The organism is Enterobacter sp. KB-280D8 (genome assembly GCF_041399405.1).
Taxonomy (GTDB): domain Bacteria; phylum Pseudomonadota; class Gammaproteobacteria; order Enterobacterales; family Enterobacteriaceae; genus Enterobacter; species Enterobacter cloacae_N.
On sequence record NZ_JBGKEC010000006.1, the window covers coordinates 69,272 to 87,893 of the forward strand.

The 18,622-nt window shown below is 57.2% G+C and carries 20 protein-coding genes; 10 read left to right on the top strand and 10 right to left on the bottom strand.

Features of this window, described 5'->3' with window-relative positions; genetic code table 11:
• Positions 1–9 precede the first annotated feature (9 nt).
• Complete coding sequence (ypfM, locus tag AB8818_RS16735) at positions 10–69, bottom strand: protein YpfM (RefSeq protein WP_015572204.1); 60 nt, start codon at positions 67–69, stop codon at positions 10–12.
• Positions 70–456: 387 nt separating this feature from the next.
• Here ypfM and AB8818_RS16740 point away from each other — a divergent pair, with 387 nt between their 5' ends.
• From AB8818_RS16740 to AB8818_RS16750, 3 genes are read left to right on the top strand one after another with little or no spacing between them, the layout of a single operon-like run.
• Complete coding sequence (locus tag AB8818_RS16740; RefSeq protein WP_163330554.1) at positions 457–813, top strand: ArsC family reductase; 357 nt, start codon at positions 457–459, stop codon at positions 811–813.
• Between the two features lie 3 nt (positions 814–816).
• Positions 817–1,944, top strand: coding sequence for a succinyl-diaminopimelate desuccinylase (dapE, locus tag AB8818_RS16745; RefSeq protein WP_028014016.1), 1,128 nt, complete (start codon positions 817–819; stop codon positions 1,942–1,944).
• A gap of 24 nt (positions 1,945–1,968) precedes the next feature.
• Positions 1,969–2,166 carry a YpfN family protein gene (locus tag AB8818_RS16750; protein ID WP_013098222.1) on the top strand — a complete coding sequence of 66 codons (198 nt, stop codon included), beginning with the start codon at positions 1,969–1,971 and terminating at the stop codon, positions 2,164–2,166.
• Positions 2,167–2,249: 83 nt separating this feature from the next.
• Here AB8818_RS16750 and ypfH read toward each other — a convergent pair whose 3' ends face one another.
• The 6 genes from ypfH to dapA all read right to left on the bottom strand — a co-directional run bounded on the left by ypfH (position 2,250) and on the right by dapA (position 8,707).
• A complete protein-coding gene (gene ypfH, locus AB8818_RS16755; RefSeq protein WP_192983604.1) occupies positions 2,250–2,945 on the bottom strand; it encodes an esterase in 696 nt (231 codons plus the stop codon).
• A gap of 73 nt (positions 2,946–3,018) precedes the next feature.
• Entirely contained in the window at positions 3,019–4,965 is a 1,947-nt protein-coding gene (locus AB8818_RS16760; RefSeq protein WP_192983671.1) for a tRNA(Met) cytidine acetyltransferase TmcA, read from the bottom strand.
• Positions 4,965–5,834 carry a neutral zinc metallopeptidase gene (locus AB8818_RS16765; RefSeq protein ID WP_116343173.1) on the bottom strand — a complete coding sequence of 290 codons (870 nt, stop codon included), beginning with the start codon at positions 5,832–5,834 and terminating at the stop codon, positions 4,965–4,967. Before AB8818_RS16765 ends, AB8818_RS16760 begins: the two co-directional genes overlap by 1 nt.
• 120 nt (positions 5,835–5,954) lie before the next feature.
• On the bottom strand, positions 5,955–6,668 hold the full coding sequence (gene purC, locus AB8818_RS16770) for a phosphoribosylaminoimidazolesuccinocarboxamide synthase (protein ID WP_023332985.1): 714 nt from the start codon (positions 6,666–6,668) through the stop codon (positions 5,955–5,957).
• Between the two features lie 109 nt (positions 6,669–6,777).
• Positions 6,778–7,812 carry an outer membrane protein assembly factor BamC gene (gene bamC / locus AB8818_RS16775; protein WP_028014020.1) on the bottom strand — a complete coding sequence of 345 codons (1,035 nt, stop codon included), beginning with the start codon at positions 7,810–7,812 and terminating at the stop codon, positions 6,778–6,780.
• Between the two features lie 16 nt (positions 7,813–7,828).
• Positions 7,829–8,707: a 4-hydroxy-tetrahydrodipicolinate synthase gene (gene dapA, locus AB8818_RS16780; RefSeq protein WP_061097432.1), complete on the bottom strand. Its 879-nt coding sequence runs from the start codon at positions 8,705–8,707 to the stop codon at positions 7,829–7,831.
• 145 nt (positions 8,708–8,852) lie between these two features.
• Here dapA and AB8818_RS16785 point away from each other — a divergent pair, with 145 nt between their 5' ends.
• Positions 8,853–9,422 (top strand): glycine cleavage system transcriptional repressor, encoded by a 570-nt coding sequence (locus AB8818_RS16785; protein ID WP_028016134.1) that lies wholly within the window; start codon positions 8,853–8,855, stop codon positions 9,420–9,422.
• The gene (bcp, locus tag AB8818_RS16790) at positions 9,422–9,892 is read left to right on the top strand and encodes a thioredoxin-dependent thiol peroxidase (RefSeq protein WP_032659360.1); all 471 of its coding nucleotides are present in this window, start codon (positions 9,422–9,424) and stop codon (positions 9,890–9,892) included. Before AB8818_RS16785 ends, bcp begins: the two co-directional genes overlap by 1 nt.
• A gap of 96 nt (positions 9,893–9,988) precedes the next feature.
• Here the strand turns inward: bcp and AB8818_RS16795 are convergent, their stop codons facing one another.
• Complete coding sequence (locus AB8818_RS16795; RefSeq protein ID WP_116343175.1) at positions 9,989–11,053, bottom strand: AI-2E family transporter; 1,065 nt, start codon at positions 11,051–11,053, stop codon at positions 9,989–9,991.
• A 221-nt stretch (positions 11,054–11,274) separates the two neighbouring features.
• On the opposite strand from AB8818_RS16795, the gene bepA reads away from it, so the two are divergent.
• Both bepA and arsC read left to right on the top strand, forming a co-directional pair.
• Positions 11,275–12,738 carry a beta-barrel assembly-enhancing protease gene (bepA, locus tag AB8818_RS16800; RefSeq protein ID WP_192983602.1) on the top strand — a complete coding sequence of 488 codons (1,464 nt, stop codon included), beginning with the start codon at positions 11,275–11,277 and terminating at the stop codon, positions 12,736–12,738.
• Between the two features lie 13 nt (positions 12,739–12,751).
• A complete protein-coding gene (arsC, locus tag AB8818_RS16805) occupies positions 12,752–13,108 on the top strand; it encodes an arsenate reductase (glutaredoxin) (RefSeq protein WP_049136756.1) in 357 nt (118 codons plus the stop codon).
• On the opposite strand, the gene AB8818_RS16810 is transcribed toward arsC, so the two are convergent.
• The gene (locus tag AB8818_RS16810; RefSeq protein WP_116343179.1) at positions 13,105–13,929 is read right to left on the bottom strand and encodes a helix-turn-helix transcriptional regulator; all 825 of its coding nucleotides are present in this window, start codon (positions 13,927–13,929) and stop codon (positions 13,105–13,107) included. The two genes, arsC and AB8818_RS16810, sit on opposite strands and share 4 nt — an antisense overlap.
• 147 nt (positions 13,930–14,076) lie before the next feature.
• On the opposite strand from AB8818_RS16810, the gene celB reads away from it, so the two are divergent.
• Genes celB through AB8818_RS16825 form a run of 3 tightly spaced genes read left to right on the top strand, consistent with a single transcriptional unit; the run spans position 14,077 to position 17,774 of the window.
• Entirely contained in the window at positions 14,077–15,396 is a 1,320-nt protein-coding gene (celB, locus tag AB8818_RS16815) for a PTS cellobiose transporter subunit IIC (protein ID WP_166711945.1), read from the top strand.
• A 3-nt stretch (positions 15,397–15,399) separates the two neighbouring features.
• On the top strand, positions 15,400–16,356 hold the full coding sequence (locus tag AB8818_RS16820) for a N(4)-(beta-N-acetylglucosaminyl)-L-asparaginase (RefSeq protein ID WP_192983599.1): 957 nt from the start codon (positions 15,400–15,402) through the stop codon (positions 16,354–16,356).
• On the top strand, positions 16,356–17,774 hold the full coding sequence (locus tag AB8818_RS16825; protein WP_192983668.1) for a M17 family metallopeptidase: 1,419 nt from the start codon (positions 16,356–16,358) through the stop codon (positions 17,772–17,774). The genes AB8818_RS16820 and AB8818_RS16825 overlap by 1 nt, the downstream gene beginning before the upstream one ends.
• Before the next feature lie 66 nt (positions 17,775–17,840).
• Here AB8818_RS16825 and AB8818_RS16830 read toward each other — a convergent pair whose 3' ends face one another.
• Positions 17,841–18,542, bottom strand: coding sequence for a DnaA inactivator Hda (locus tag AB8818_RS16830; protein WP_211438414.1), 702 nt, complete (start codon positions 18,540–18,542; stop codon positions 17,841–17,843).
• Positions 18,543–18,622: the final 80 nt, after the last annotated feature.

Sequence of the window (18,622 nt, forward strand, 5' to 3'; positions counted from 1 at the left end):
TACTGAATGTCATTTACGAAGCATGCCTTCGATAAAATCTTTCCAGTTCCCCAGTTCACGTTCAATCATAACAACCTCTCTTATTATTATGCGCATTCTACGAAAACGTATCATCATTGTGAAGACTATTTAACCAATCGCTGCGATTGTACCCCGCCACCGCCGGGGATTTATGATAAATATGAACGGAGAACCTTAAATTTTGTGTGATGGGCAGCAATATTTTGAAATAACCCTGCGAACGGGTGAGTTCTATTTTACTCGCTGAGTTTATGGGGAATTTAAACCCTATGGACATCTATGCTTAAAGGGTGAAAGAATATTCAGCGTACAAGTGTGAGTTGAATTAAGATGAAGCGTAAATCCAGACAATTCCTGAATGTGTTATATTCCACTTAAGGATATATCTTCGAATTTATTGAACATTTAATCGCCATAAGAGCAAAAGGATTCAACATGGTTGTGATGTACGGCATTAAAAATTGCGACACCATCAAAAAAGCGCGCCGCTGGCTGGAAGCAAACCACGTGGAGTACCGCTTCCACGATTACCGTGCCGACGGGCTTGATGCACAATTTCTGCATACCGCCATTAACGAACTGGGATGGGAAGCGCTGCTGAACACCCGCGGCACCACCTGGCGTAAGCTGGATGAATCCGTGCGCGCCAGCATCGTTGATGCCGACAGCGCGGCAAAGCTGATGCTCGATATGCCGGCAATTATCAAACGCCCATTGCTCTGCAAGCCAGGTCAGCCTATGCTGCTGGGTTTCAGTGAAACCCTTTATTCTGACTTTTTCGTTGAGGTGTAGTGTATGTCATGCCCGGTCATTGAGCTGACTCAACAGCTTATTCGCCGTCCTTCCCTTAGCCCGGACGACGCAGGTTGTCAGGCATTAATGATTGAGCGCCTGCGTGCCATCGGTTTTACCGTTGAGCGCATGGATTTTGGCGATACCCAGAACTTCTGGGCGTGGCGTGGCCAGGGCGAAACGCTGGCCTTTGCCGGGCACACTGACGTCGTTCCCGCGGGTGACGCAGATCGCTGGATTAACCCGCCGTTTGAGCCAACCATCCGCGATGGCATGCTCTTCGGTCGCGGCGCGGCGGACATGAAAGGCTCGCTGGCGGCGATGGTGGTGGCGGCAGAGCGCTTTGTGGCTCAGCATCCGAACCACAAAAACCGTCTCGCGTTTTTGATCACCTCCGATGAAGAAGCCAGCGCCCATAACGGTACCGTAAAGGTCGTTGAGGCGCTGATGGCGCGTAACGAGCGTCTCGACTACTGTCTGGTCGGCGAGCCGTCCAGTACCGAAGTGGTGGGTGATGTCGTCAAAAACGGTCGCCGCGGCTCGCTGACCTGTAACCTGACCATTCACGGCGTTCAGGGGCACGTGGCTTATCCACATCTGGCCGATAACCCGGTCCACCGCGCCGCGCCAATGCTGAACGAACTGGTGGGCATCGAGTGGGATAAAGGCAACGAGTTCTTCCCGCCGACCAGCATGCAGATTGCTAACGTTAAGGCCGGGACCGGCAGCAACAACGTGATCCCGGGGGACTTCTTCGTCCAGTTCAACTTCCGCTTCAGCACCGAACTGACCGACGAGACGATCAAAGCCCGCGTTGTCGCTCTGCTGGAAAAATACAACCTGCGCTACACCGTCGACTGGTGGCTTTCCGGCCAGCCGTTCCTGACGCAGCGCGGCAAGCTGGTGGATGCGGTAGTGAACGCCATCGAGCACTATAATGAAATTAAGCCGCAGCTGCTGACGACGGGCGGCACCTCAGACGGACGCTTTATCGCCCGCATGGGTGCACAGGTTGTCGAACTGGGTCCGGTTAACGCGACGATTCACAAAATCAACGAGTGTGTGAACGCTGCCGATTTACAACTGCTGGCCCGCATGTATCAACGTATTATGGAGCAACTCGTCGCCTGACGAACGCTCAGAGAGGAATAGCGAATGGATTGGCTTGCAAAGTACTGGTGGATTCTGGTTCTGGTGTTTCTGGTAGGCGTACTGCTTAACGTGATTAAAGACCTTAAGCGCGTTGACCACAAAAAATTTCTCGCCAACAAACCGGATCTTCCGCCGCACCGGGATTTTAACGACAAGTGGGACGATGACGACGACTGGCCGAAGAAAGACCAGAAGAAGTAATCCCCTCCCCCTCGCCCCAGAGGGGCGAGGGGGCCATGTTCCCTCTCCCCTTAGGGAGAGGGTTAGGGTGAGGGGATAAATGCTTATATAAATTCAACAATATCATCATCATTCGGCTTGCCGCCGCTGAGCGCTTCATCAAAGTAGTGTTTCGGCACGGTATAACGCAGATGGTCGAGCGCAAACTGCATACTGCGGTCGTCAATCGCGTGGCCCAGATCGTCAACAATATCCAGCGTCACATCCCCGCCTTCGCGCACCAGCGCTTCCTGGGCTGCCACCGCATGCGAAAGCTCAATCACCCGGTCTTCGCCGCCGTGAATAAGATGGATAGTGGTCTGCGTGGTCGCGCTGGTCGGTAGCGTCGCGTAGCGCCCGTTAAACGCGATCACGCGTGAAGCCAGACCGGGCTGCGCTTTTACGCTTTCCAGCGACATGATTGACCCCTGAGAGAAACCAATCAGCGCCGTTGCGTCAGCGCCTACGCCGCTCTGCTGCTGCCAGTAGCGTACGATGCCGATAAACGTGGGCATAATGGCATCAATGCGCGCCTGACGGTTCTCTTCCGTCACGCCCTGAACCGCGAACCACTGCCGTCCGTTCGGGCCGCACGGCTCCACGCCGCCGATGCTGACAATTAGCGCTTCCGGGAAAACGGGGGCAAACCAGCGGCCAATCTGCCCCATGTTAACGGCATTATCGCCCACACCATGAAACAGGAGCAGTAACTGTTTAGCCGGTTTGTCAGGGCTTTGAACAACAAAATGGTCGTGTTTCATGGCGGTCTCCTTAATTGATGAGCAGGATTTTACGCCTCTGCGGGGTAATGACCATGCCACTTTACTGAAGAAGTCATTGAAAAAATTGCCATTGCAAAATGTCTGCTTTCAACCGCTGGCAGCGGGAATAGTCAAGACTCTCAAGCGCTTGCGCAGCTTCACTCCGCAGCTTAGCCAGCAACGCTTTTCGCCCCGTCTCGTCCGTCTTTCCCTCGATTTTCCCGCGCAGAGCCGGGAGCGGCATGTCTGTGGTTAACACCAGCCGCGTCAGCGCGGCAACCGAGGTTGAAAACGCCCGGTGCGCAAAGGCAAACCCCGCCAGCTCCAGCCAGTCGTCACTATTAAGGGTAGCTTCCCAGGCATCGCTTACCGGGATCTTTTCGCCGTTCCGGGCCGACAGGACACGCATATCGCGACACAAGCGCTGATGTTCCTGAGCGCACAGCCGGTGCCCGGCCTCGCTCTGCGGCAGTATGGCCATCGCCGTGTAGCACCCGCTGCTGGCTTCCCGATGGCTGCCCATTCGCACCAGCACAAAGCCGCACTGCTGCCAGAAACGCCACAGCTCGTCGGTATAGCCAAAACTGACCGAGAGATAATCTTCACCGCTGGCGCTGCGAATAAGCCGCTGGCCGATGCCTTCCCGTTGACGGTGGGGATGTACCGCAATGCGGCTAATCCGTCGCCCCTTCAGCGTCGCCGCGAGTGGCGATCCGCCGTGCGCCGCCAGCGACTGCGCCACAAGGTTCCCGCGTGGACGACGAAAGCCCGCCCACACCGCGCGGCTCAGCTCAGGAGGCAATCCCCCCTCTTCCACCAGCCAGAGCGCGCCAGCGATATCCACACCCGCGTGTGCAACCGCAAAGTGCTGGCCAGGTGCGTCCATCATCCGACGTAAATCGAGCGGAGACGTCTGGTAGTGCGCGGCACACAGCAGTTCATACACGCTTGCCACGCGTGCCGGGTCGCTCTCCCACATCCGCGGCTCCAGCGTCCGTAAACGCACCTCACCTTCCGGCTTGCTGTCAATAAGCGCATCGTCAAACAGCAGCGTATTCCCGGCTATCCGCTCAAGCGGACACCCGGCTGCCCAGCGAATGGGGGTGGATAAGGTATAGCGCCGCAGCCCGCTGAACCGGGCGCAGAACTTGAGCAGAAACCCTCTGCCCGTGCCTTCATAACCCTGGACCGTGGTGGTCAGCAGTACGCGGGGAAAACGCGCCACCAGCTTGTCCAGCAGCGGGCCAGGGATGGCGGCGGCTTCATCAACAATCAGCCAGTCGGCTTCTGTCGCGGAGGCCAGCAGTGCATCCGGGGCCATAAAGTGAAAACGCTCGCCGGCGAAGCGCGCAATAACATCCGTTGCCCCTTTTGCCGGTGCCGTCACCACTGCATTTCCGTGGATGCTTTTGAGCAGCATCCCCGCCAGGGCTGACTTTCCGCGTCCGCGCGGTGCCGTCACGGCAGCGACGCCCGAAGGCATGGCCAGAAGCGCGTTGAGGATCTCCGCCTGCTCGCGCTGCGGCTCGCCGCTGGCAGGCTGCCAGGCGGGAAGCTCCGGCGCAGCGGGAAGAGAGAGAGGACGATGCTGTTGCCAGACGATCGCATCCGCATCGGCGGCAAGCGTCCGGCAAAAATGGTGAACGAAGTGCGGGGTGGCGATCGGCTCCGCGCTGTCGCTCCAGCGTACGGAATCGCCGTCGGGCCTGTCGGCCCACTCAGAGAGCGGCGGCACCAGCAGCACCAGCAGGCTACCGGCGCGCAGCGTCCCGCTGAGCGCGGCAAAGGCTGAAACGTCAAACCCGGCACGCGCGTCAAAAACGGCGTGAAGGTATTCGCGTCCCAGCAGTCCGCTAACGGCTTTAGAGGGATTGTCATCGAGCCACAGCCAGTCTCCCGGCAAGGCATCACGCAGGCCAACCGCCTGGCTGAACGTCCACTGTTCATCACCCGTGAGCACCACCAGACGGCGGTGCCCGGTACGCTCAAGCTCGCGCGTCAAATGTTCAAACGACACCATCACATGGCTTTGCCGAAGGTATTACACTGGGCCGGATCGCCGCTGTCAAAGCCGCGCTTGAACCAGCTGTAGCGCTGCTGCGACGTACCGTGAGTGAAGCTGTCCGGCACGACATGACCCTGGCTCTGCTGCTGTAAACGGTCGTCGCCGATAGCCTCAGCCGCGTTTAATGCCTCTTCTAGATCGCCGGATTCCAGCACGCCCTGCTGCTGCATGCTGTGGCCCCAGACGCCCGCAAAACAGTCCGCCTGCAGTTCCATTTTGACGGAAAGGCGGTTCACTTCAGCCTGAGATGCATTCTGCTGAAGCTGGCGCACTTTGGGCTCAATCCCCAGCAGCTTTTGCACGTGATGGCCGACTTCATGCGCGATAACGTAGCCCTGGGCAAAATCACCGTCAGCGCCAAGCTTGCGTTTCATGTCATCGTAAAAAGAGAGATCGATATAGACGGTGCCGTCTGCCGGGCAGTAGAACGGCCCCATCACAGATTGCCCGGTACCGCATCCGGTGCGGGTTGCACCCCGGTACATCACCAGCTTCGGCTGCTGATAGGTGCGCCCCATCTTCTCAAACTGCTGACTCCATGTGTCTTCAGTTGTGGCGAGAATAACGGAGGTAAATTTGGCCGCTTCATCTTCATTCGGGCTGATGGAGCGCGGAGATTGTTGCTGCTGTTGCAGCGGTTGACCGGTCATCAGACCGGTGAGATCGACGCCGTAATAACCCGCGACCAGCACCACAATCAGCAGGATGATACCGCCCTTGCCGCTGGGTAAGCGGAAGCCGGGCCCGCCCATTGAAGGACCGCCGCCGCCATCACCGCGTCTGTCTTCTACATTGTCACTTTCACGACGCCCTTGCCAGCGCATAACCACCTCGAACTATTCCATTAATAATAGCTATGATCGTAGGCGGTTAACGGCAAGATTACCATAGGAAACAAAGGTAAGACGCCAAAGGATGCGAACATCCTTTGGCAACAGAGGGACTTAGTCGAGCTTAACGCCTAAACGGTGAGCAACCGCTTCGTACGCTTCAATCAGGCCACCCAGGCTCTGACGGAAACGGTCTTTGTCCATTTTATCCAGGGTTTCTTTATCCCACAGGCGGCTGCCGTCCGGGGAGAACTCATCACCCAGCACCACTTCACCTTTGAACAGACCGAACTCCAGCTTGAAGTCGACGAGGATCAGGCCCGCGTCATCAAACAGCTTTTTCAGCACGTCGTTGGCTTTGTAGGTCAGTTCCTGCATGCGCGCCAGGTTCTCTTTGCTCACCCAGCCGAAGGTTTCGCAGTAGGATTCGTTGACCATCGGATCGTGCATGGCATCGTTTTTCAGGAACAGGTCGAACAGCGGTGGATTCAGTTCGATACCTTCTTCAATGCCCAGACGCTTCACCAGGGAGCCTGCCGCACGGTTACGAATCACGCACTCAACCGGAACCATATCCAGTTTTTTCACCAGACATTCCGTATCGGACAGCAACGCTTCCATCTGGGTCGGGATACCCGCTTCGGCCAGTTTGGTCATAATGAAGTGGTTGAACTTGTTGTTCACCATGCCTTTACGATCGAACTGCTCAATGCGTGCGCCATCCCCTGCTGACGTATCATTGCGGAACTCGAGCACCAACAGATCCGGGTTCTCCGTGCTGTATACGGTCTTCGCTTTGCCACGATACAACTCAGCTTGCTTCTGCATCTTCATTACTCCTGGTGTGATAATTTGTGTTCAAAACCGGGTATATTATGCCACGCACACGTTTGCGTAGCACGAAAATAAAAAGGGCGGGATTAACCCGCCCTCGTATTTATTTGCTGAATGCAGCCTGGAACACAGCAACCAGCGCATCGTTCTGCGCCTGGGTCAGCGTGTGACCTTTTGGATCGATAAACTGCAGACTGCTGCGGTTATCAAGGTCGCCTACCTGAATCTTGTAGTCACCGGAAGCAAGCTGAGGATCTTTGGCGCCCAGCTCCTGCCATGCGCTGTCGGACAGCGGCTTATAGGTCGCCGTCATGCTACCGGTTGAACGGGTGCTGTCGGTCACTTTCATGCCCACTTTTTCCAGCGTCGCCGGCAGACGCTGCCAGGTCTGGTTAAACGGTGCACGCACCACCAGCATTGGCAGGCCGGTATCATCCGCGCCGCTCTGAACGTCGTAAGTGACGCCGTTACGGTTCTGCGCGGCGTTGGCGGCATCGGTAGCGGTCTTATCCAGACCTGCGGCAATCACGTTCAGCATTTCAGTGCTGTAACGCTGCATAGAGGCGGCATCCGCAACCGGTTTACCCGCTTGCTCCAGGTTCAACAGCTTAACGTTAACCGCCTGCTGGTAACCCTGTGGTTTCACGGAGACCTGATAGCGTCCACGGTACTGCTGATCTTCATCAAGACGGTTCCACTCGATCCAGTCGGTGGTTAACGTCTGGCTGGCGTCATCACGTTTATCAATGGTGTAGTTCTTCGCCTGAATAACGCTGACCACCTGCGGCCACAGATTGCTTCCGCGCGCGCTTTCAACCAGCAGAGAGGCCGTATCACCGGTAAACTGGGTACGCGCACCGCTCACCAGCGCCAGAGGCTGAGCTGGCGGACGAATATCAAGCGCTTTACCGACCAGACCACTGCCGTTGGTCACGGGGATATTATAATCGCCGTTTTGAATCGGCAGGATCATACCAGCCGGTGCATGAAGTTCAGCAAGCGGGGTCGCATCCAGATAGGATTCATCACCGCTCACCTGGCGCTTGTAGCGCGAGTCTGAACTACAGGCAGCGAGCAGCATAACAAGCGAAACACTCGCAACCTTCGCCAGGCGCGACTTCTGTACTGAATAAGCCATCAAATCTCCCTAAACTTTACAGCAAACCGGCATGCTTCAGCGCAGCCCTGACGATGTCGCGACCGTGGTCGGTAATCGGTGTCATAGGCAAACGCAGCGTATCGGATGCTACAAGCCCCAACTCCTTACACGCCCATTTCACTGGGATCGGATTGGGTTCGACAAATAATTTATTGTGCAGCGGCATCAGACGCTGATTAATGACGCGCGCTTCATCATAGTGACCGGCTGCGGCCAGTTTGCACATTTCAGCCATATCGCGCGCCGCAACGTTTGCCGTTACGGAGATCACGCCATGGCCACCGAGCTGCATAAAGTCCAGCGAGGTCGCATCATCACCACTCAACAGGATAAAGTCGTCTGAAACCAGCTCTTTGATCTGATGAACGCGGCTTAAGTTCCCTGTCGCCTCTTTAATACCGATAATATTTTTTACTTCCGAGAGACGACCAACGGTTTCCGGCAGCATATCGCAGCCGGTACGGGACGGCACATTATACAGAATTTGTGGCAAGTCAGTATGTTCAGCGATGGCTTTGAAGTGCTGGAACAAACCTTCCTGAGTAGGACGGTTGTAGTAAGGGGTTACCGTCAGACAGCCCACGATGCCGCTGTCGTTAAAACGTTTGGTCAGGCTGATCGCTTCTGCGGTTGCATTAGCGCCTGTCCCCGCAATGACCGGAATACGTCCGTCAGCCAGTTCCAGGGTCAGCATAACCACATCGCCGTGCTCTTCGTGGCTCAGCGTTGCAGATTCACCGGTAGTCCCTACCGAAACGATCGCCGAGGTTCCATTGGCGACATGGTAATCAATCAGCTTCTTCATGCTGGACCGGCAGACATTACCTTTTTCATCCATCGGTGTAACAAGCGCGACAATACTTCCCGTGAACATGAGCCATCCTCTGTGCGAACAAGAGTCTCAATGGTACGTTTGGAACTGTAATAAAAGCAAGCGACCTGAGGCCCTCTGGCGGTTGTATGCACGTTTTTTTTATGCTTTCCTTAGGAAGACTTAACCATGCAAAGGAAGAACAGGTTTGACAACCTCATCACAACATTACCTGGTTATCACTGCGCTGGGTGCCGACAGGCCGGGTATCGTGAACACCATCACCCGTCACGTGAGCAGCTGCGGCTGTAATATCGAAGACAGCCGCCTTGCGATGCTCGGCGAAGAGTTCACGTTTATCATGCTGCTGTCCGGAACATGGAATGCCATTACCCTTATTGAATCCACCCTGCCGCTGAAAGGCGCGGAGTTGGATTTGCTGATCGTCATGAAGCGCACTACCGCGCGCCCGCGTCCGGCCATGCCTGCGACCGTCTGGGTGCAGGTTGAAGTCCCTGATTCTCCACATCTGATTGAGCGCTTTACCGCGCTGTTCGACAGCCATCAGATGAACATTGCCGAGCTCGTCTCCCGCACGCAGCCGGGCGACGAGAGCGCCGTTCCCACGCTGTTTATTCAAATTACCGCGCACAGCCCTGCCTCGCAGGATGCGTCAAATATCGAGCAAGCGTTCAAAGCCCTCTGTACAGAATTAAACGCGCAGGGCAGTATAAGCGTCGTCAATTATTCGCAGCACGAACAGGATGGAGTTGAGTAATGAATCCACTGAAAGCCGGTGACATCGCACCGAAATTTAGCTTACCGGATCAAGACGGCGAGCAAGTAAATTTGACCGACTTCCAGGGACAGCGTGTTCTGGTCTATTTCTACCCGAAAGCCATGACCCCCGGCTGCACCGTACAGGCCTGCGGCTTACGCGACAACATGGACGAGTTGAAGAAAGTCGGCGTGGAAGTGCTGGGAATCAGCACCGATAAACCAGAAAAGCTGTCACGATTTGCGGAAAAGGAGCTGCTGAACTTCACGCTGCTTTCCGACGAAGACCACCAGGTATGCGAGCAGTTCGGCGTCTGGGGTGAAAAGACCTTTATGGGTAAAACCTACGACGGCATTCACCGCATCAGCTTCCTGATTGACGCTGACGGTAAAGTTGAACATGTATTTGACGACTTCAAAACCAGCAACCACCACGACGTGGTGTTGAACTGGCTGAAAGCAAGCGCCTGATAAACAGCAAAACGGCAACTCAGGTTGCCGTTTTGAGTGTTTTCCCCCTCTCCCCGTGGGAGAGGGCCGGGGTGAGGGCATCAGCCCGCACAAAAACTACTTCTCTTCCATCGCCGGCACATCCGGCCACGCATGCACCACAGCTTTAATCAGCGTCGCCAGCGGAATAGCAAAGAACACGCCCCAGAACCCCCAAAGCCCGCCGAAAATCACCACGGATAAGATAATCACCAGCGGATGCAGGTTCACCGCCTCGGAGAACAGCACCGGCACCAGCAGGTTACCGTCCAGCGCCTGAATGATGAGGTATACCGCAAAGCAACTCCAGAACTCCGTACCCAGGCCAAACTGGAACAGCGCAACGCCCACCACTGGAATGGTCACCACAAACGCGCCGATGTAGGGGATCAAAACCGAAAATCCGACCAGCACCGCCAGCAGCAGCGAGTAGTTCAGGCCGAAGATCAAGAAGCCAATCCAGGTCGCGACCCCGACCACTATCATCTCCAGCACCTTGCCGCGAATGTAGTTGGTGATCTGCTGGTTCATCTCTTCCCAGACCTGCCCGGCCAGACCGCGATTGCGCGGCAGCACGCGGCGGACTGCGTTAAGCATTTGCTCTTTGTCTTTGACCAGGAAGAACACCATTAACGGCACAAGCACAAGGTAAACTGCCAGCGTCAGCAGCCCCACCAGCGAGGCCAGAGAGTATTTCACCACCGAGTCGCCCATCGTCATGATGCGGGCGCGCATGTTTTCGGCCATCGCATCAATAATCCCGGCATCCATCAGCGCGGGATAACGACGCGGCAGCGTGGCGGCGAAATCAGAGAGTTTATTCAACATGCCGGGCATATCGCGGATCAGGTAGATCCCCTGCTGCCAGGCAACCGGCATCACCACGAATGCCATCAACATAAGAATGCCGACAAACAGCACCAGCACGATACTCGTTGCCCAGCGGCGTGAACAGCCGATATGTTCCAGGCGCGCTGTTGGCCACTCCAGCAGGTACGCCAGCACAATCGCCACCAGCAGGGGGGCGAGAAGACCGCTGAAGAAGAACAGAATACCGAACCCGGCAACCAGAATAACCAGCAAAGCAATGGCTTCCGGGTCACTGAACCGACGCCGATACCACTGCATTAACATTTCGAGCATACAACCCTTCCCTGAATCGATTGGCGGGAGTGAGACGATGAATTGTATCTAATTGTCACAAAAAAGACTTTCGCTTTTTGTATCCCTGTCACAATCCGCAAAAGCCTGATGAATGGGATTTTCTTCATGCGGTAACACGGCTACACTCGCAGGGCAGCAGAGATGAACGATATGCCGGTTCATCGGTCAAATTAGCACCTCCAACATACAGGACAGTGGTTATGTTCAGGCAGTTGAGAAAAACACTGGTTGCAACACTGATTGCCGCAGTGACGGTCGGTCAGGTGTTGCCCGCTTTCGCTGACTCGTCCGATTCATTGCCGGACATGGGCACCACGGCAGGAAGCACGCTCTCTATCGGGCAAGAGATGCAGATGGGTGATTACTATGTGCGCCAGCTGCGCGGTAGCGCCCCGCTGATCAACGACCCTTTGCTGGTGCAGTACATTAACGGGTTGGGGATGCGTCTGGTTTCGCACGCCGACTCGGTAAAAACCCCCTTCCACTTCTATTTAATCAATAACGACGAAATCAACGCCTTCGCCTTCTTTGGCGGTAACGTGGTGTTGCATTCGGCGTTATTCCGTTACTCAGACAACGAAAGCCAGCTGGCCTCGGTGATGGCGCACGAAATTTCGCACGTCACCCAGCGTCACCTGGCGCGTGCGATGGAAGACCAGAAGCGTAACGCCCCGCTCACCTGGGTGGGCGCACTGGGCTCTATTCTGCTGGCGATGGCCAGCCCACAGGCCGGGATGGCGGCCCTGACCGGTACGCTGGCGGGAACGCGCCAGGGGATGATCAGCTTCACCCAGCAAAACGAGCAGGAAGCGGACCGCATCGGCATCCAGGTTTTACAGCGCTCCGGCTTTGACCCGCAGGCGATGCCGAGCTTCCTGGAAAAACTGCTCGACCAGGCGCGTTATTCATCCCGTCCGCCGGAAATTTTGCTTACCCACCCGTTACCGGAAAGCCGTTTGTCGGATGCGCGCAACCGTGCCAACCAGATGCGCCCGGTGGTCGTGCAGTCGTCGCAGGACTTCTACATGGCTAAGGTAAGAACGCTCGGCATGTACAACTCCGGGCGTAACCAGCTCACCAGCGATCTGCTGGATACCCTGGCGAAAGGCAACGTGCGGGAAAAAAATGCCGCGCAATATGGTCAGGCGCTGCAGGCGATGGAAGCCAGCAAATATGACGAGGCGCGTAAAGCGCTGCAGCCGCTGCTGGCAGCCGACCCCAATAACCCGTGGTATCTCGATCTCTCGACGGATATCGATCTGGGACAGAAGAAAGCCACCGATGCGATTAACCGCCTGAAAGGGGCGAAAGACGTACGGACCAACCCGGTGCTGCAGCTTAACCTGGCGAACGCTTACTTACAGGGCGGTCAGCCTGCGCAGGCCGTGACCATTCTGAACCGCTATACCTTTAACAATAAAGACGACCAGAACGGCTGGGAGCTGCTCGCCCAGGCCCAGGGTCAGCTGGGTAACCGCGATCAGGAGCTGGCGGCGCGTGCTGAAGGGCTGGCCCTGGCGGGTCGCCTCGATCAGGCGATTTCCCTGCTCAGCAGCGCCAGCTCGCAGGTGAAGCTCGGCAGCCTGCAGCAGGCCCGCTACGACGCGCGTATCGACCAGCTGCGCGGCCTGCAACAGCGCTTTAAGCCGTACGAGAAGATGTAATAAAGGAGAAGTCATGACAGACGCGGTAAAAATTTACCATAACCCTCGCTGCTCCAAGAGCCGCGACACGCTCAGCCTGCTGAAGTCTAACGGCATCGACCCGGAGGTGGTGCTGTATCTGGAGACGCCGCCGGACGCGCAGACAATCCGCGAACTGCTGCACATGCTGGGGATGGGCAGCGCGCGCGAACTGATGCGTCAGAAAGAGGATCTGTATAAATCGCTTAATCTGGATGACAGCCGTCTCACCGAGGCTGAGCTGGTACAGGCGATGGTCGACAATCCAAAGCTGATTGAGCGTCCGATTGTGGTGGCGAACGGCAAGGCGCGCATTGGCCGCCCGCCGGAAGATGTGCTCGACATCCTCTAGTCCTTACGCCGCAGCGCTTCCAGAAACGCCTGCGGCGTACTTTCTCCCAGCTTTTTCTGCGTTTTGCCCCGGTTATAAAACTCGCACAGCGCGATTAATACCTCTCCGGCAGGTTCATCATTCACGCGCGGAATAATATCGCGTAATGGCACCGCCACCTGAAGCGCATTTTGTTTCTGGGGATGCGTTTTTACAGCCACATCTTTTACAGGCTGTGTCGGCTCAAAGCCAAAAGTCTCAATAGATTGTATATCAGCGGGACAGGCCTCCAGCAGCGCCTGCGTCCAGGTAGTAAGCAACCGGGGCGAAAGACCTGCGTAGAGCCGGGCATAGCACCAGCCGCTTACCGGTTCACGCGCCCAGAGCAGATGCTGTTCTCCCCCATCGTCCATATGCAGCGACAAAGGCAGATGATGCAGCATCAGCGTATGCGGCAGGATGCCGGCCTTCAGCGCTTTTTTCCCCTGCAGTGAACTCCCCTTATGTTTCGCGGGTGCCGGTTTGAGATAGCGATTGAGCGTTGCCCTTGAAACGGGGATCCCCAGCACGTCGTTAACCATCTTCAGCAGTTCATCCAGCGGCGCCCCTGAGATATCGCGCAGGGCATTGACCAGCGCAACCTGCTCCCGTCTCAGCGCTTTGTGTATCACTTTTGGCGTGGTGTGATTATCCGAAACCCGATCTCGGTTGCGCCAGCGCCTGACTGTCGTGACCGAGATCCCCAGCTCAACGGCCAGCTCTCTGTCGCTTTTATCTGACTGCTGCAGATAGCGGCGGATACGCGGCGTGGTGGTGGCGTTGGCGTGTAGCTTAATTTCCATCGCAACAACTCCATTAACTAATCATGTGAGATTTATATTACAAAGGCGGTTGCTTTGTGACCGATTTCACCTTTCGCTCGCCGTGCTTCACTGATAATCCACAGACATAACATAAACACCCCCCCTCAATCTTGTACGGAGTTCACAATGAACAATGTTCTGGGATTTCTTGAAGCAAAACTGATGCCGCTGGCGGCCAAAACGGCCCAGCAACGTCATCTCGGGGCCATTCGCGGCGCCTACGTGTCATTCATGCCGTTTATCATCGTCGGCTCTATTCTGCTGGTGATCTCGTCGTTCCCGAATCAAGCCTATCAGCAGTTTATGTCTCAGGCCTTTGGTGAGAGCTGGAGCGCCATTATTGAAATCCCATTCAACGCGGTCTTCTCCACCATGTCGCTGTTTATCAGCTTCCTCGTGGCCTACCGCCTGGCCGAACATTATGGCGAGGACCGCATCTCCTGCGGCATTCTGGCGCTGGTCGCGTTTCTGATCCTGACGCCGTTTATCAAGGTGGCAGAAAACGGCGGCATTACCGTGATGCCGGTGGAGTGGATTGGCAGCAAAGGTCTGTTCGTGGCGATGATCGGTTCCCTGCTGTGGACGGAGCTGTTCTGCTGGCTGAAGCGCAAAAATCTGGTCATAAAAATGCCCGACGGCGTGCCGCCTGCGGTGCAGGAGTCGTTCGCGGCGCTGATCCCCGCCCTGCTGGTGATGATTCTGGTGCTGGGTATCCGCATCGTCTTCGAAAACACCCACTACCACACGATTCATCAGTTTATTTATGAAGTCGTTGCCACGCCGGTACGCCACTACGGCACCTCATACTTTGGCGCGCTGATGACCGTCTTCAGCATCACCATTCTGTGGTCCGTGGGCATTAACTCCGGCTCGATGATAAACGGCATTATTCGCCCGCTGTGGATGGAGAACCAGACCGACAACATCGCTGCCATTCAGGCCGGGGCAACGCCGCCGCACATCATCACCGAGCAGTTTTTTGACATGATCTGGATGGGCGGCGCGGGTGCCACGCTGTCGCTGGTGATAGCGATGCTGATTTTCGCCCGCAGCAAAAACATGCGCGAAGTGGCGCGCCTCGGCGCCGGGGCTTCGGTGTTTAACATCAACGAACCGATTCTGTTTGGCCTGCCGGTGATCATGAACCCGATCATGCTCATCCCGTTCAACCTGGTACCGCTGGTGCTGGTTACCGTGCAGTATGCGGCGATGAAGGTTGGCGCGGTCGCCGTCACCACCGGGGTGTTTATTCCCTGGACACTGCCGCCGGTGATCAGCGGCTTTATCGTCACCGGGCACCTGAGCGGCAGCGTGATGCAGCTGATTAACCTGCTGATTGGCGCCATGCTGTACCTTCCTTTCATGCGTATCGTGGACAAACAGTACCGCGCGGCGGAAATTGCCACCGTTACGCACACCGACACCACCCTTGCAAAACAGGAGTAAAGCATGTGGGGAATTATCGCCACCTGGCGAATGGCGCTTGAAGGCGTGACGGAATCCGCGTCTGCGCTGGCGGCGGGAAAACCGGTCGCGCCGGCGGTGGTTGATGCCGTCGCCGCCGTCGAAGACTTTCCGTTTTATAAATCCGTCGGCTACGGCGGGCTACCTACCGAAAACGGCGAGGTCGAGCTGGACGCGGCCTACATGGACGGCGACACGCTGGCATTCGGTGCCGTGGGGAATCTGGTGGATATCGCCAACCCGGTGCGCGTGGCGCACGCGCTCAGCCGCCAGCGCTACAACAGCCTGCTGGTCGGCCAGGGCGCACGGGAATGGGCGCTAAGCCAGGGCTTTGCCGACAAAACCATGCTCACCGACCGGGCCATGCAGCACTACCGTAAGCGCTGCCGCGAGACGCTGGATAAAGGCTTGAGCCCGTACGACGGGCACGACACCGTCGGCATTATCGGCCTCGATAAACAGGGCTCGATGAGCGTCGCCACCTCCACCAGCGGCCTGTTTATGAAAAAACGCGGCCGCATTGGGGATTCACCGATTATCGGCTCTGGGTTCTACTGCGACAGCGAAACCGGCGCGGCCACCGCCACGGGCGTCGGTGAAGATCTGATGAAAGGCTGCACCAGCTACGAAATCGTCCGCCGCATGGCGCAAGGGATGTCTCCCCAGCAGGCGGCAGATTCGGTGGTGTTCGAGCTGGAGGACAAGCTGATGTCGCGCTTCGGCCGCGCGGGCGATCTCTCCGTGGTATGCATGAATAACAGGGGCGAATTTGGTGCCGCCACCAACATCAAAACCTTCTCGTTCGTGGTGGCGACGGCCCGTCAGCCTCTCACCGTTTATCGTACCGAGCGCCAGCGGGAGAAAACGCACTATCACGCGGTAGACGATGAGTGGATGCAGGCCTATGCCGCGCGGATCCGTGCGCCGATTGAGGAGTCATGATGATTGAATATCAGTTTATCACCGCGCTTTCTGACGCGGCTCCGCAATGCCATTTGATTGCCTCCACCTCCTGTACGCACTTGCCCGAAACGGCGCTTGTCGCGGAAATGCGCGATTCTGCCAGCATAGCTGACACCCGCTTTGGCTGCGCGCCGTTTGCCCGCATCACTCTGCTGCCGGACGCGCTCTGGCATGACGCACTTACTGAAAGCCTGCTTGCCGCCCTGCGACCGCTGATTGCCTCTCCCGTCAGCGCAGATATCGTGCTGGACGTAACAAATATCGACGACGTCGTCCTGGCGCAGGTTCTGCGCTTTCTCTTTAATCAGGCGCACAGGCTAAGCGATTTGCAGTTGAAGAAAACCAGTGACGAGGTCCGTCTTCAGCGCATCACCGCGCTCTGTTTACCAGAACAGCAGGACCGACTGGCGGTTATTTTCCGCCAGCAGCAGGCTATCGCCCACGGTATGGTCGCGGCGCGACGCCTGGCGGATATCCCGTCCGACCGCTGCACGCCGCAGTTTGTCGTCGAAGAGGCGCAAAAACTCTGCGCTACCTTCCCCACCCTGCGCTGTGAGGTGTTGGATGAAAAGCAAATCGTTGAGCAGGGGCTGGGGCTGCTGAACGCCGTCGGCAAAGGGGCGACCTGTCCGCCGCGTCTGCTGGCGATTCATTACGACGGCGTGTCTGACGGCCCGGTGCGCTGCTACGTGGGTAAAGGCATCACCTTCGATACCGGCGGCCTGTGGCTGAAGGAAGGCGCGGGCATGTACACCATGAAATACGACATGTGCGGCGCGGCCAACGTGCTGGGGCTGATGCTGACCGCCGCAGAGCTGGCGCTGCCCGTGCGCATCATGGGCGTGCTGGCGTTGGCGGAAAACGCCATCGGCCCGGACGCCATGCAGCCCGGCACGGTGGCGACCGCCTGCAACGGCACCACCGTTGAAATCAACAACACCGATGCCGAAGGCCGACTGGTGCTGGCCGACGCCATCGCCTGGGCCAGCCAGCGCCATCCGCAGGCGCGCTATGTCATTGATATGGCAACCTTAACAGGTGCGGTGGTGAAGGCGCTGGGGTATGAGCTGAGCGGGCTAATGACGCAGGATGAAGCGCTGCGCGCCGCGCTGACGCGGGCGGGTAAGCAGAGCGGCGATGAAGTGTGGTCCCTGCCTTTAGATGCGCGGCTGAAAAAGCAGACCGACAGCGCCATCGCCGATCTGTGCAACACCCCGACCAACAACGCGGCGATCAGCGCTTCGGCGGCGTGGCTGCTGCACCATTTCTGCCCGCCGACGATCCCGTGGGCGCATCTGGACATCAGCGGCACGGCGCTGTGGCGTGAGAATGGCAGGAGCGTGGCGTCGGGGAGACCGATTCCACTTTTGGTGGAGCACTTGCTGGGGGATCTTTAGCCCGGTGGCGCGGGCCTACGGGTGCCATATGTAGGCCGGGTAAGGCGTAGCCGCCACCCGGCATAACTACAGCTTGAGAATATCTTTCACAAACGGAATGGTCAGCTTGCGCTGGGCGGTAATCGAGGCGCGATCGAGCTGATCGAGCGTATCAAACAGGGTGCGCATTTCGCGGTCCAGACGCTTGAGCAGGAAACGGCCCACGTCTTCCGGCAGCTCAAAGCCGCGCTGCTTTGCGCGCAGCTGTAACGCCTGAAGCTTATCTTCATCCGACAGCGGCTGGAGCTTGTAGATTTGCCCCCAGTCCAGACGAGACGCCAGATCCGGCAGCCCCAGATTCAGCTGTCGCGGCGGTCGATCGCCGGTGATCAGCAGCCGGGTTTTTCCCGACTCCAGAATGCGGTTGTAGAGGTTGAAGATCGCCATTTCCCACGGCTCGTCCCCCGCCACGCATTCGATATTATCGATGCAGACCAGCGAGAGATGTTCCATTCCCTCCAGCACCTCAGGCACGAACCAGGTACGTTTATCCAGCGGCACGTAGCCTACCGCGTCACCGCGCGCCGAAAGCTCCGCGCAGGCGGCATGCAGCAGGTGGCTGCGCCCCGCGCCTTCGCGTGACCAGATATAAATGTATCCGCTGTGATCCTGGCGCAGCACGTTTTGCAGTGCAGCCAGTAAAGAGGGGTTATCACCCGGCCAGAAACTCGCGAAAGTTTCGTCGTCAGGGAGATAAAGTGGCAGAGAGAGCTGTGCCGGTCCGTTCAGAAATACCTCAACCAGAGATCTTACATAAAATCGGCGATGAGTTTAACACGGAACCTGCCAGGAGAGAACCGGGCGGATCG

What these genes read in the sequence shown, in the direction of transcription:
- AB8818_RS16740 (WP_163330554.1), top strand. Translation starts at nt 457, where the DNA reads ATGGTTGTGATGTACGGCATTAAAAATTGCGACACCATCAAAAAAGCG.
- dapE (WP_028014016.1), top strand. Translation starts at nt 817, where the DNA reads ATGTCATGCCCGGTCATTGAGCTGACTCAACAGCTTATTCGCCGTCCT.
- AB8818_RS16750 (WP_013098222.1), top strand. Translation starts at nt 1,969, where the DNA reads ATGGATTGGCTTGCAAAGTACTGGTGGATTCTGGTTCTGGTGTTTCTG.
- ypfH (WP_192983604.1), bottom strand. Translation starts at nt 2,945, where the DNA reads ATGAAACACGACCATTTTGTTGTTCAAAGCCCTGACAAACCGGCTAAA.
- AB8818_RS16760 (WP_192983671.1), bottom strand. Translation starts at nt 4,965, where the DNA reads ATGGTGTCGTTTGAACATTTGACGCGCGAGCTTGAGCGTACCGGGCAC.
- AB8818_RS16765 (WP_116343173.1), bottom strand. Translation starts at nt 5,834, where the DNA reads ATGCGCTGGCAAGGGCGTCGTGAAAGTGACAATGTAGAAGACAGACGC.
- purC (WP_023332985.1), bottom strand. Translation starts at nt 6,668, where the DNA reads ATGCAGAAGCAAGCTGAGTTGTATCGTGGCAAAGCGAAGACCGTATAC.
- bamC (WP_028014020.1), bottom strand. Translation starts at nt 7,812, where the DNA reads ATGGCTTATTCAGTACAGAAGTCGCGCCTGGCGAAGGTTGCGAGTGTT.
- dapA (WP_061097432.1), bottom strand. Translation starts at nt 8,707, where the DNA reads ATGTTCACGGGAAGTATTGTCGCGCTTGTTACACCGATGGATGAAAAA.
- bcp (WP_032659360.1), top strand. Translation starts at nt 9,422, where the DNA reads ATGAATCCACTGAAAGCCGGTGACATCGCACCGAAATTTAGCTTACCG.
- AB8818_RS16795 (WP_116343175.1), bottom strand. Translation starts at nt 11,053, where the DNA reads ATGCTCGAAATGTTAATGCAGTGGTATCGGCGTCGGTTCAGTGACCCG.
- bepA (WP_192983602.1), top strand. Translation starts at nt 11,275, where the DNA reads ATGTTCAGGCAGTTGAGAAAAACACTGGTTGCAACACTGATTGCCGCA.
- arsC (WP_049136756.1), top strand. Translation starts at nt 12,752, where the DNA reads ATGACAGACGCGGTAAAAATTTACCATAACCCTCGCTGCTCCAAGAGC.
- AB8818_RS16810 (WP_116343179.1), bottom strand. Translation starts at nt 13,929, where the DNA reads ATGGAAATTAAGCTACACGCCAACGCCACCACCACGCCGCGTATCCGC.
- celB (WP_166711945.1), top strand. Translation starts at nt 14,077, where the DNA reads ATGAACAATGTTCTGGGATTTCTTGAAGCAAAACTGATGCCGCTGGCG.
- AB8818_RS16820 (WP_192983599.1), top strand. Translation starts at nt 15,400, where the DNA reads ATGTGGGGAATTATCGCCACCTGGCGAATGGCGCTTGAAGGCGTGACG.
- AB8818_RS16825 (WP_192983668.1), top strand. Translation starts at nt 16,356, where the DNA reads ATGATTGAATATCAGTTTATCACCGCGCTTTCTGACGCGGCTCCGCAA.